Origin of the sequence: uncultured Agitococcus sp., assembly GCF_937920075.1 — a bacterium.
GTDB lineage: Bacteria > Pseudomonadota > Gammaproteobacteria > Pseudomonadales > Moraxellaceae > Agitococcus.
The window spans coordinates 1-12,823 of the sequence record NZ_CALETI010000129.1 but is presented as its reverse complement, the minus strand read 5'-3'; the positions used below and the strand labels follow the sequence as shown (position 1 = coordinate 12,823).

Annotated in this window: 10 protein-coding genes, 1 tRNA gene and 1 pseudogene; 10 read left to right on the top strand and 2 right to left on the bottom strand. The window is 40.4% G+C overall.

From position 1 onward, the window contains the following. The 10 genes and pseudogenes from Q0212_RS04800 to Q0212_RS04755 all read left to right on the top strand — a co-directional run. On the top strand, positions 1-608 hold a 608-nt coding region (locus Q0212_RS04800; protein ID WP_297922997.1), incomplete at its 5' end, for a MoxR family ATPase. A gap of 3 nt (positions 609-611) precedes the next feature. After that, the gene (locus tag Q0212_RS04795; RefSeq protein WP_297922995.1) at positions 612-1,583 is read left to right on the top strand and encodes a DUF58 domain-containing protein; all 972 of its coding nucleotides are present in this window, start codon (positions 612-614) and stop codon (positions 1,581-1,583) included. Then, the gene (locus Q0212_RS04790; protein ID WP_297922992.1) at positions 1,580-3,595 is read left to right on the top strand and encodes a DUF3488 and transglutaminase-like domain-containing protein; all 2,016 of its coding nucleotides are present in this window, start codon (positions 1,580-1,582) and stop codon (positions 3,593-3,595) included. The genes Q0212_RS04795 and Q0212_RS04790 overlap by 4 nt, the downstream gene beginning before the upstream one ends. Positions 3,596-3,642: 47 nt before the next feature. Next, a tRNA-Val gene (locus Q0212_RS04785) sits at positions 3,643-3,719 on the top strand. Between the two features lie 68 nt (positions 3,720-3,787). Continuing rightward, on the top strand, positions 3,788-5,089 hold the full coding sequence (locus Q0212_RS04780; protein WP_367175592.1) for a tyrosine-type recombinase/integrase: 1,302 nt from the start codon (positions 3,788-3,790) through the stop codon (positions 5,087-5,089). A gap of 189 nt (positions 5,090-5,278) precedes the next feature. Further along, positions 5,279-5,539: a type II toxin-antitoxin system HigB family toxin gene (locus Q0212_RS04775; protein ID WP_297922989.1), complete on the top strand. Its 261-nt coding sequence runs from the start codon at positions 5,279-5,281 to the stop codon at positions 5,537-5,539. 8 nt (positions 5,540-5,547) lie between these two features. Further along, complete coding sequence (locus tag Q0212_RS04770) at positions 5,548-5,955, top strand: helix-turn-helix domain-containing protein (RefSeq protein WP_297922986.1); 408 nt, start codon at positions 5,548-5,550, stop codon at positions 5,953-5,955. Between the two features lie 178 nt (positions 5,956-6,133). After that, positions 6,134-6,520, top strand: a pseudogene (locus Q0212_RS04765) (IS3 family transposase); the annotation flags it as partial. A gap of 624 nt (positions 6,521-7,144) precedes the next feature. Then, positions 7,145-9,004 carry a DEAD/DEAH box helicase gene (locus Q0212_RS04760; protein WP_297922980.1) on the top strand — a complete coding sequence of 620 codons (1,860 nt, stop codon included), beginning with the start codon at positions 7,145-7,147 and terminating at the stop codon, positions 9,002-9,004. A gap of 139 nt (positions 9,005-9,143) precedes the next feature. Continuing rightward, a complete protein-coding gene (locus tag Q0212_RS04755) occupies positions 9,144-9,653 on the top strand; it encodes a hypothetical protein (protein WP_297922977.1) in 510 nt (169 codons plus the stop codon). Positions 9,654-9,658: 5 nt separating this feature from the next. Here Q0212_RS04755 and Q0212_RS04750 read toward each other — a convergent pair whose 3' ends face one another. Next, positions 9,659-10,654 (bottom strand): AraC family transcriptional regulator, encoded by a 996-nt coding sequence (locus Q0212_RS04750; protein ID WP_297922974.1) that lies wholly within the window; start codon positions 10,652-10,654, stop codon positions 9,659-9,661. Between the two features lie 156 nt (positions 10,655-10,810). Continuing rightward, positions 10,811-12,823: hypothetical protein (locus Q0212_RS04745; RefSeq protein ID WP_297922971.1), on the bottom strand; the 2,013-nt coding region annotated here is incomplete at its 5' end.

The following is a 12,823-nucleotide window of genomic DNA, read 5'->3' as shown; positions in this document are numbered from 1 at the left end:
AAATTAACCGTACTAGCCCTAAAACACAAAGTGCTTTGTTAGAAGCTATGGAAGAAGGACAAGTGACCAGTGATGGAGTGACTCGAACCTTACCTAAACCTTTTTTTGTCATTGCTACGCAAAATCCCAGTCATCAAATGGGTACTTTTCCATTGCCTGAATCGCAATTAGATCGTTTTTTAATGCGTATTCAGCTAGGTTATCCAGACCCACGTGCAGAGCGAGAATTATTAACTGGTAAAGACCGTCGCCAAATGTTGACTTTGCTACCTGCGTTGGCTGATGCTGAGCGTTTACAAGCATGGCAAGAGCAAATTCTTACTATTCATTTGAGTGATGCAGTGATTGATTATTTACAACGTTTAGTCATTCACACCCGTCAAAGTCGCGATTTCCCACATGGTTTATCTCCGCGAGGTTTGCTAGCTCTTAAACGTGCCACACAAGCATGGGCATTCATTGAAGGGCGTAATTATGCTATTCCCGAAGACGTCCAAGCCGTTTTGCCTGCGGTTGCTGAGCATCGTTTAAGAGGCAGTATGGAAGATCAACAAAAGATGCACTCATTAACCAGTCAATTATTAAACGCTGTTGATGTCATTGAGTAAGTCATGGCAATTATAGACCGCCTAAAACAAGCATACAAAACACGTTGGCAGCAATGGTTAAGCCGCCGCATTCCACGAGCCAAAGAAGTCATTCTTAATCAACGACGTGTATTTATTTTTTTATCGTCTTATGGCGGTATGATGTCGTTATTGTTATTGGCATTATTTATTGCAGGCATAAACTACGCTAACAATCTAATACTCGGTTTTTGTTTTTTCTTGGGTAGTTTATTGGTGATAGGTATTCATCATACTTTTGCCAATTTATCGGGGTTAAAAATTAACGCCATTGCCGGAGGTGAGGCTTTTGCAGGGGATGTTGTAGCCTTTACGATTCGATTAACACCCACCAATAAACGCTTATATTATTCTTTGTTATTGGATTGGGGGGGAGTTAAAGAGCAAGTTGAAATTGTAGATGGTCAAACAGAGGTGACTTTATTTTTACGAACTGAGCAACGAGGACGTTTTCAGCCGCCGCGTTTAAAAATGACCACATTTTATCCCTTGGGTTTATTACGCGCATGGACATGGCTAGATTTAGATTTAACCGCAATTGTCTATCCTCAACCTATCGCTTCAGATGAATTGCCTTCTGGCTCTGGTGATAAAGAACAAGCAGAACATAGCCAAAAACGCAAAGTAGGCATTGAAGATTTTGAAGGCTTAAAAAAATTTAATGAGGGTGATCCATTAGCCCATGTATCATGGAAACATTTAGCACGTGGACAAGGAATGTTAGTCAAAACTTATAGTGAACCTGTCACAGGTAGCAATACTTTAGATTATTTAGCCTTTCAGGGCTTAGATAAAGAAAACAGATTATCGCGTTTGGCATGGTGGGTGCTTAGATTAACCGAGCAACAACAGCCATTTGCCTTAAAATTGCCGCATAAAAAAATAGAAGTAGGTACAGGCCATCAACATCAACAACAATGTTTGCGAGCGTTGGCTTTATTTGAGGAGCCATTATGAATCGTTTGGCTTCGCGTTATGCTTTATTATCAGCATTATTTATAGTGATTTTGCCACATTGGCAACGTTTAGATTTGTGGCTTGATATTGCAATTTTGCTGTGTTTTTTATGGCGCATTCCTGCCATTGAACAACGTTTACCGTTACCCAATACTCTTATTAAAGCTTTGTTAGTTATAGCCAGTATTGCGGCAATTAAATACGCTTACAATACATGGTTTGGCCCTGAAGCAGGCACGGCATTTTTAATTTTGTGTGCGGCATTAAAATTATTAGAAACCCGTGATGAGCGTGACTGTTATGTGGTTTTAACCTTGTCTTATTTTATTTTGGCAGCACAATTTCTCTTTGAAAAAAGTTTATGGACAACGTTATATGCTGCTTTGGGTATTATTTGGGTGACAATGGCTTATGTGGCTCAAAATCAAAGTATATCTATCAAAATTGCCCTTAAAAAATCCTTGATGTTATTGGGGCAAGCTTTGCCATTGATGATCGTTTTATATTTATTTTTTCCACGTTTACCACCTTTATGGACAATTAAATTAACGGAGGGAACAGGAAAAACAGGCATGTCCGATAATATGTCACCAGGAGATTTGGCTAAATTAAGTCAATCTACCGAACTAGCTTTTCGTGTTGAGTTTGAGGACAAAAAAAATATTCCACCTAAGTCAGAATTATATTGGCGAGGTTTAACCTTAAGTAACTTTGACGGAACGACATGGCGCACAAGTCAACTCTCTGTTTTTGCCGATGAAAATGCAGCATGGTCAGAGTTTCCTTTACCTCAATGGGCTGAAACTCAAATACAGATTGTTCAGCAAAAACCCACACATTATAAAGTTATTTTGGAGCCAACTGACCAAGTGTGGTTGTATAGTTTGATGGTGCCATATTCTCGAGATAAAGGAATAGGTCTTACGCGTGATTTTAGATTGGTTAGTCGTGTTCCTGTATTTGAACGCTTTAGCTATGAAGTCATGCAATTTAAAAAAATAAGTTTGGATGCCAATTTGCCATTTTGGTTAAGACAAGAAATGTTAAAGTTACCCGAAAAAGGTAATGCAACTGCGCATCAAATGGCTCAACAATGGCGAAAGTTTTATGCTTCGGATGAAGCATATATTCAGGCTGTATTAGCATGGTTTAGAAAAAGTAATTTTTATTACACCTTAGAGCCGCCTTTGTTAGGAGAAAATCGGATTGACGATTTTTTATTTAAAACTAAGCGCGGATTTTGTGAGCATTATTCATCGGCATTTACTTTTTTATTACGGGCAGCGGGTATTCCTGCTCGTGTTGTCGTTGGGTATCAAGGTGGAGAGTGGAGTCCAACAGGAGACTCGTGGCAAGTAAGACAAATGGATGCCCATGCATGGGTAGAAGCATGGTTGCCTAATAAAGGTTGGACACTATTAGACCCTACAGGAGCTATTGCACCTGAACGTATTGAAAAAGGCATGACAGATTTAGCAGATAATCAGCAAGTTTGGGGAAGTTCAACTCTAAGCACTTTAAAATATAGTAATTATAAATTGTTTAGCCAATTGAGAAATATGGCAGATTATTTAAATTATCGCTGGCAAAAAGATATTGTGGGTTATGATTCGGCTCAACAAGATCAATTGTTATTAAAACTCTTAGGTGACTCCTCAATTTGGAAACGTATTGCCATTATGTTTGTTGCTTTATTTGTGATAGCAGGGTTGTTGGCAGTGTGGACAATTTTAAAAGGCCAAAAAAGACATCATCCAGCAGATAAAGTGATTCTTAATTTGTCATATCGTTTAAGCAAACGGGGTTTATCTAGGCAGCAAGGAGAGGGTGTCGTGGCATATTTGCAGCGTTTACAAATTGCACAACCACATTGGCAAGATGTTCTTATAGCGATTGAACAAGAATATTGTATGTTGCGTTATCAGCAAAACGCATCATCAAGTACCCAAAAACTCAAGCAATTACTTCATAAATTGCCCAGTTATCAACCACAAAAAACGAAGCAAGTATAAAAAGACTTGCTTATTTGTAAGGGCTTATATAGAATTATGCCCTCTTTAGACGTATAGCTCAGTTGGTTAGAGCACCACCTTGACATGGTGGGGGTCGCTGGTTCGAGTCCAGTTACGTCTACCAAATTCTAGTACACGGTAGGCCGCCATAGGCCACAAACCCCAATAGTAGCAATACTTTGGGGTTTTTTATTGTCCGCGATAGGCCGCGATGGTGTATGGCAAACCACGCTATTTTGTTGGTATATTTGTTGGTATGAAAAATACCAACACGGAAAATACCAACAAATGCTAACCGATGCCAAAATCAAAAAGCTAAAAGCACCTACCGAGCAAGAAAGCGAGCCAAGCAAACATAGTGATACTCATGGCTTGCAATTACACATTTTTAGAAATGGCCGAATGTCATGGACGTATGCTTATCGTTTTGAGGGCAAGCAGCGAAGTTTAACCATTGGCAAATATCCTCAAGTCTCTTTAGCAGAGGCAAGGCGTAAACGTGATGAGGCAAGACAGCAAATAGAGCAAGGCATAGACCCCAGTAAAGCCAAAAAACAAGCCAAAGAAATTATCGACAATGTGAATAGTTTTGAAGTGTGGGCGCGTAAGTGGTTATTAGACAGGCAATCAACCATTAAGCCTGATACTTTTAAGCGTGATAGCAGTTTACTTGAAAAAGACCTTATTCCTTTTATTGGCCAAATTCCTATAGATAAAATTAAAAGCCCTGAGATTTTGGCAGCCGCCCGAAAAGTAGAAGACAGAGGGGCAGGGGAAATGGCAAGACGAATGATTCGTTTAGCAGGTTGTGTATTTCGTCAGGCTATGTGTGAGGGAGTAACGACCTACGACCCTACAGATGGGTTAACCGAAGCCTTAAAACCGCGCAAAGTGGTAAATATGGTGCGTATTGATACCAAAGATTTACCTGAGTTTTTAAGCAGAATAGATGCCTATGATGGTGATGTATTAACAAGACTAGGCTTAAAGTTTATTAACCTGACATTTGCCCGAACAATAGAGGTTCGTTTTATGGAATGGGCAGAAATAGATTTTGAGGCGAAAGAATGGCGTATCCCAGCCAATAAGATGAAAAAAGAAACTAAGCATATTGTGCCTTTATCGGCTCAAGCCTTAGAGATACTGGAGGAAATAAAAGCAATGGGCTTAAATTCGCCTTATGTGTTTTTTAATACAGCATCTCGCAAGCCATACAGTGAAAACTTTATTACTAATGCTATAGCACGTATGGGTTACAAAGGCCGTATGACTGGACACGGTTTTAGAGGCTTAGCAAGTACCATTTTGCATGAACAAGGCTATTTGCATGATGCTATCGAGCGGCAGTTATCACACAATGAAAAAAACAAAGTAGCAGCCGCTTATAACCATGCCCAACATTTACCGTATAGACGGCAAATGATGCAAGACTGGGCAAATTATTTAGATAACGTGCGGACAGGTAAAGTGCTGCAATTTGTGAAAGCCAGTTAAAACCTTGTCTAAGCCTTGCCATATAAACCGCCAACAAAAGGCGGTTTTTTATTGTGTTGTGTTTTGTCGCGGACTATCACGGTTTGTCTTGATACGATTTCTAGTTGATGTATTCCCTATTTGGGAATACACTAAAAGTCGTTTAATAAATATGCAAGGCATGACGTCGAATTATTAGGCTTACCCCTTTTGCAAGACTTTAAGCGCAAACACGCTAATGCACGAAAAGCCTTAGACGCTTGGCAGATTGAAGTAGCGCATAGTCACTGGCAAACATCACATGATATTAAACAGCGTTACCCCAGTGCTGATTTTTTAGCGGATAACCGAGTTATCTTCAATATCAAAGGTAATCATTATCGCTTAGTGGTTAAGGTTCGTTATCAACGTGGATTAGTGGTTATAGAGTGGGTGGGTACTCATGCAGAATATGACAAACAAAGTTTTTGAGGTGCATCATGCAAGTTAAAGTCATTAAACACCGTACTGATTATGATGTGGCCATGAAAAGGCTTAATGAGTTGCTAGATATTGACCCACAAGAGGGTACAGAGTTAGCCGATGAATTAGAGCTGCTTTTAGTGGTTATTAAAGCCTACGAAAAAGCAATCGTGCCGCCTGTGGTTGTTGACCCCATAGAGGCGATTTTATTCAGAATGGAGCAAATGGGCTTAACAAGAAAAGATTTAGAGCCGTACTTAGGTTCTGTTTCTAAGGTGTCAGAAGTGCTTAACCGTAAACGCCCATTATCCATGACGATGATTAGAAAATTGCATCGTGGTTTGGGTATTTCGGCAGATATTTTGATTGAGGAAACGCCTAAATATATACCTAGCAAAGATTATTCTTTGTCTATGGGTGTTTAGGTGTTTTAACCTGTCGTGTTCTATCACGGCCTATATTGTACGGTGGCGGTGTAGTGCTTAAAATGGGTGTGCTAGGTATAGGGCGGCCACCCGACAAGTAAGTAATCCCTAAACGCTTATTTACCTAGCCCTAGTTTGGTTTAGGGGAAGCTTTAGGGGGCGCGTGATGACTAATGAATCTATGGCTAATCATATGAAAACGTCATTGTGTGTCAGTGCATTACAAATGGCCTTTTGGCGGCGAAAGCCTGCTCAGGGATTACTTCATCACTCTGATCGTGGCAGCCAGTATGCGAGCAAAGAATACCGTGAGCATTTGGCGATAATGGGCATCGAGCAAAGCATGAGTCGTAAAGGGAACTGTTGGGATAATGCGCCTACTGAACGATTCTTTCGTAGCTTAAAATACGAACAGCTTCACTATGAGCGATTCCGAACAGTCGCAGAGGCAAAACTGAGTATTATTGATTATTTGGCTTTTTATAATGGTAAGCGTATTCACTCAACGCTAGGCTATAAATCACCATTAATATTTGAGCGTGATTTTTTAAGACAAGCTGCCTAATAATCTGCCCTGTTTCACTTGACCATTACAGTAAGACACAAATAGCAAGCACTGATTCCCTCTAACAAAATAGAGAGAGCGTTGCTCCTATCATCTGTTTTACTGTTTGACCTTCAGGCACTTAATCTAATCTCCAGCCTGCAATCTGCTATATCATTCAACCGCTTAAAAATAACTTAAAATATTTCACACTTTTGTCAAAATTAGCTATATAATCCGCGCCGCGTTAACAACGCAGTTGAGCATCGCCTCCAATCTCTATCTTAACGAGGATATTTCTCCTCTTATAAGTCTGTTGGGCAATCTGCCCCCACTATCGTCAATACCTTATTGGTGCTGACTTGATTGGCGCGACGCCGTAGCGGCTAATTTGTGATGGCTTACTATTGTAAACCAAAATTTCTTAGGATGACCGTCTTGTTATAGGGTGATACCCTCCGTGTACTTTTATATCACTTATTTTGGTATAACCCACGTCTCAAAACAACACGCTCCTAAACTTAGCCTTTCGCCAAAATATCGGTTATCTATTGACTTACAATTTACAATCAACATTCATTATCCTGTTGATTTATAGATGTTTTCCCATCCAATGCGTAAGTCCTAACTTATAGAAGTACTAACATGACCAATGCTCATGATGCTATGCCTTTGTCTAATTCTGTCCTCAACAATTCTGAAATTATTATCGAAAATGAGTTTGCCGCTTTAGGCTTACACCCTGCTATTGTCAAAGCACTTGATGATTTAAATTATAAAAAACCAACACCTGTACAAGCACAAGCGATTCCTGCCTTCTTAGCAGGTCGTGATTTATTAGTATCTAGTCAAACAGGCTCAGGCAAAACTGCCGCTTTTATGTTGCCTGCTTTACAATTAATTTCTCAAAAACCACGTCCAGAAGTGGTTAAGCCTCAACGTGGCGTAAAAGGTCGTCGTCCGCGTCCTGCACCTGCTTGTCCACATTTAATTGTATTAACCCCAACACGCGAATTGGCTCAACAAGTCACCTCCGCAACCACACAATTTGACAAATACTTACGCCGCACCATTTGCGCTAGTATTGTTGGTGGTATGCCTTACCCACGTCAGCTCGAAATGTTAGCCAAAATGCCTGACATTTTAGTCGCCACACCAGGTCGTTTATTAGACCACATGAACTCTGGCCGTATTGATTTAAGCCAATTGTCAATGTTAGTTTTTGACGAAGCAGACCGTATGTTAGATATGGGCTTCTCTGAAGATATCGATGCCATTGTTGGTCAAACACCAGAAACTCGCCAAACTTTAATGTTCTCAGCAACCTTAGATGGCCGTACTGGCGAATTAGCGGCTGATATGTTACGTGATCCAGTGCGTGTAGCAATTGCTCAAGAGCAAATGGATTACAAGCGTATTGAACAACGTGTTCACTATGTTGACGATGTTGCTCACAAAGAAAAATTACTCGATCATTTGTTAGAAAGTGAAGATTTACAACAAATGATTATCTTCACCGCCACCAAAGCTGAAGCTGACATTTTAGCTGATGACTTAAGCGAAAAAGGCCATGCTGCCAGCGCTTTGCATGGTGACATGAAGCAATCTATGCGTAACCGCACCTTACAAGGTTTACGTCGTGGCGAAATCAAAGTATTAGTAGCGACTGACGTTGCTGCCCGTGGTATTGACGTGCCAACTATTTCTCACGTTGTTAACTACGGTTTACCTAAGCATGGTGAAGACTACATCCACCGTATTGGCCGTACAGGTCGTGCAGGTCGTAGCGGTGTTGCCATCAACTTAATTCAACACGGTGATCGTTTTAAATGGCAACGTATTGAACGTTTGTTGCCAGTACGTGTTGAAGTTTCTGAAGTTGAAGGTTTAGAGCCACAACGCGCACCTAAGCCAAAAACAGGTCGTGATGGTGGCGCAGGTCGCAATAAAGACCGTTGGAGCAATGACCGCAGAGAACGCCGTGCCAACAATGGCGGTGGTGGTCGTCGTGATAGCCGCATTGATGATCGTGCTTTCCGTGAAGAACGTGCACCACGTCGTGATGATCGTCCTCGTTTTGACGATAGCCCACGCTTTGAACAACAACGTCCACGTACAGAACGCTTTGAGCGTGAACCTGTTCGTGCTGAGCGTTTTGACCGCGAGCCAGCTCGTGCCGAACGTTTTGAACGTGACACACCACGTCAAAGTCAAGGTCAAGATCGTTTTAATGATCGTGACATTTATCGTGATAATGCACCACGTCGTCCACAAGCACAGGCAGCACAACCACGCTTTAACGATGTTCCTTACAGCTATGAAACAGAGCGTCCACGTCGTAGCCAACGCCGTGATGACTTCAATCAAGAAGCCGCACCACGTCGCTTTAACGAAGATCGTCCAGCACGTGAAGAAAATCGTAGCCGAAAACCTGCTTTTGCGGGTACAGATAGCTTCAAAGAACAGCGTCCACGTCGTGGCTCACAAGAGTGGGTTCGTCGCTAATCGCTAAACCCTATCCCTGACTCTTAACGAGTCAGGGATTTAGCCTCTTTTCCTATCTTAATTTTTAAATAAGCCCATTTTCCTTCGTTTAAAATCCAGTTATTCTAAAGCTACTTACCCTCTAAATAATTTTTATATAATGAATAATAATTTAATTATAGTTTTAGCTATTTTAAGTATCATCGCCATCGGTGTGGTTTTATGGTATCGCTTTAAAAAAGATAAAAACAAACAATCCGATGTCATTTTATCATCACCACAACTAGAACCAGCACAATTTAGCCAACTGCAAGCACGTGCAGGCTTTAGCTCAGATGTTGTGTTACATGTTGCAGCTAGTATTGCTAAATCAAGCAATCATCGTTTAGCACAGGCGATTGTTAATGAGGCAAGCAAACGTCAAGTGCCGATGAATCCTGTAAACGAATTTAAAGATTTAACAGGTTATGGTCTGACAGGTATTGTTGATGGAAGAATTATTGCTCTAGGCAGTCAACAATTAATGAGTGAACTCGGGATTAATACCATTATTAATCATCAAGAGTTAGCCGCAAGCCAACCCGCAAATACCACGATTATTTATGTTAGTATAAACAGTTATTTGGCTGGTATTATTATGATTAGCGACCCATTACAGGCCGCTTTTTAAACAGCTTAAACCATCGTTGCATTCTTTTCGCGCCATACTTTAGGTGTGACGCCCGTCCAACGTTTAAACGCATGGTTAAACGCGCTTTGTTCGGCATAACCTAACAGCAATGCAATTTCGCTTAGCGATGTGCCTGCCTTACTTAAATAACGCTTTGCCAATTGCAAACGAGCATCATCTAATAGCACTTGAAACTTTAAGCCTCGCTCATCCAAACGTCGCTGTAAGGTACGTGGTGAGCAATACATCCGCATAGCAACCACATCTAAACTAGGTGTTGCGGCATGAATCGCCGCATGGATTGCTTGGCGCAAGGCATCAACAAATTCATCATTGGCAGGTAATTGTTGTAATAGACTTTCCGCTTGACGATCCAAAATATCACGTAAAACTGGATCAGGTTTGGCAACAGGTTTCGCCAACCACATGGCAGGGAAAGCCATGGTGGTAAAATTACTTTCAAACTTTACAGGACAACGGAAAAAATCTTCATAGGGTTTAACATTTGTTGGCGTTGGATTAATAAAACTCATCCAAACAGGTGAAAACTCTGGTGAAATCAAATAACGAATATAACTTACCAAAACAGCTTGTGCAGTTTGATCAGCAAATTCACCTGTCACCCCTAATTCTGCCCCCCATTGCAACAAAATCAAGTCGCCATCAAAGTTAACCTTCATATCGTTAACGGCATGAACCAAATCTTCAAAACGCTGCAACCGCAATAAAGCTTCACCCAAGGTATTACAGGAGTAAGACACATAACCAAGCACACCCAAATGACGCGGTGTAATTCGGCTACCGACTTCTAAACCAAAAAAGGGATCTTTTGTGACTTGATACGTACGTTCTAACATCGCTCGCCACTCATCAAATGGCACACGAATACGTTCATCTAAATCTGGACAGCTACGTTGTAAAACTTTTTCAGCTTCAAAGCCTTTATCATTGAGCCATTCAAACAACAGGCGCACATAAGTTCCAGAAATATGGCCTTGCATAATAAATACCTGCTACTGATTTTTATAAATTATTGAATTAGCTTTTAGAGCGCAACATTCTAAATATAGCGAACTTTAAACAAAATAGCACTCATTACCAAAAAAAACGCGCAGACTTATTGGGGCTGCGCGTTCTTTCATATTAAAAAATATGACTTAGTTTGGATCAGTACAAACAGTTGCTGTACCATAAACACTCTGTGTCCCACCAGGTGGAGAAACTTTTTCATCCCCCATATCGCCAGAGCTTGCAGGAATACCAAAGACTCTATCCGTTTTTGACTCTGTACCCTGAACTTGTGCTTTTGCAGTTAACTTAACCTTCAACCAGTTAGCATAGCTTTGACCATATAACACATTAAAATAGGCAATACCATCAGCACCTGTAGTTAATGTACTCGTAGATAAGGTCACAGGGTTACCAGGCCATAATTTACCATCTTTATTATCCTCAACATCTGTTTCTTCGCCTTTAGGATAATCAAATGGACTTAAAGCCACACCTATGCCGTTATTTTCCCACAAATCCAAGAAGCCATTTTGGTTTGCATCTTCGTTACTACATTCAGCACTATAAATAGGTATCCAAAGTTTCTTTTCGGTATTAAAAACATAGGTTCCTTTATAGTAGTTAACTGGCCATACTGAAATTTTTACTTCTGTATTAGCAACAGGTGCGCCTGTCGCATCTGTAACCGTAATTTGATGAGGAACCGCATAAGTCGTAGTTGTTAATTCTTCAATCTGATTTCCTGTTGCGATAGATATAAATACTGCTTTACCACCTACGGTTAAATTTAATGAGCCTGACTTAGTTACTCCAGACTTTTCATCTAAAACATCAGCTTTAACAGTAATTTTTTCTGTACCTGTTGTACCAGAACCCGCTTTAAAAGAGACTATTGCCTCACCTTTGTCATTAGTTTTAACACTCGGATTATCTAATTCCGAGCCTAAAGGATTTTCCAATTTAAAATTTACTACAGCATCAGAAACTGGGTTATCGTTCGCATCTGTTACCTTAGCTATAATATTAGTTTGACCATTAGGTACTAATGTTGGTGACACAGCCTGAATCGCTAACTTAGCAGGAGTAGTAGAGACATAAGTAATCGTTTTATTAGCAACAATCTCTTTATTAGCTGAGTCCTTGAATACAGCGCGAACCACAGCTTTACCAGGAAATTGTGAAGTAATAGAGACACTCGCTTTAAATGTTTTACCACCATCATCGGTACGTAAAATAACGGGGGACGGTATATTTCCCAATGTCGATGACACTGTCATATTGATTGGCGTTGTTGATGTACCATCAGCAACAGAATAAGCAAAATTGATAACTCCACCTTTATCAATATCAATTTTTTCAGGAGCATCAACATCAAAACTACTTGTAGAAATATCAAAGCTTAAACTCTGATCTGCCCCTAAAGCAGAAGCTGCAATTTTGGCGGTTGTACCCGTTGAAGCAACAACTATATCCTTAAGTTCAAACTGACCATTACTAATAACAAGGCTAGCTGGTACACCAGACAATCCCTCAGAAACTAAAGTAACAGTTTGAGAGCCTGTAATAGATTTACCAGTTCCGTCTTTTAAAACACCTTTAATAGTAATTTTATCATTCGTTTTAACACTTATCTTTTCAGTGCTTAATGCTAAATTAGTACCTACAACAGGAATAGATAACTCATTAACCTCATCTTCACTTGCACCTGTGCCGATAATTGCCTTAACCTTAAAATCATCTCGGTTTGCCAAATTGGCACCATTAACATTACTAATTTTTAAGGTTGCTTTAGCTAAACCATTCGCATCGGTCACGGGACTAGTAGATTGTATGGATACACCTTTTTCACTGGGATTAGCCAACACAAAAGAAACAGGCACATTAGCCTGTACATTACCTGTTGGAGAAATAACGACAGCCGTTAGATCAACCGCATCTCCACCGCTTATTAATTCAGATTTATTAGCACTTAAACTAACCCTATTGCCAACAATCGTTTTAAAGTTTAGAGTGCCTACAGTTTCAACGCCGTTTGCGTCAGTATAGACAGCACTCACGCTATTTGAAGATGCCGTTGATGCCGATGAAATTTGAACTTCTACCTTACCATTGGCATCAGTGCGTCCCTTAGTTGTGGTTAAAGCACCGTTAGCATTAGC

What these genes read in the sequence shown, in the direction of transcription:
- Q0212_RS04795 (WP_297922995.1), top strand. Translation starts at nt 612, where the DNA reads ATGGCAATTATAGACCGCCTAAAACAAGCATACAAAACACGTTGGCAG.
- Q0212_RS04790 (WP_297922992.1), top strand. Translation starts at nt 1,580, where the DNA reads ATGAATCGTTTGGCTTCGCGTTATGCTTTATTATCAGCATTATTTATA.
- Q0212_RS04770 (WP_297922986.1), top strand. Translation starts at nt 5,548, where the DNA reads ATGCAAGTTAAAGTCATTAAACACCGTACTGATTATGATGTGGCCATG.
- Q0212_RS04760 (WP_297922980.1), top strand. Translation starts at nt 7,145, where the DNA reads ATGACCAATGCTCATGATGCTATGCCTTTGTCTAATTCTGTCCTCAAC.
- Q0212_RS04755 (WP_297922977.1), top strand. Translation starts at nt 9,144, where the DNA reads ATGAATAATAATTTAATTATAGTTTTAGCTATTTTAAGTATCATCGCC.
- Q0212_RS04750 (WP_297922974.1), bottom strand. Translation starts at nt 10,654, where the DNA reads ATGCAAGGCCATATTTCTGGAACTTATGTGCGCCTGTTGTTTGAATGG.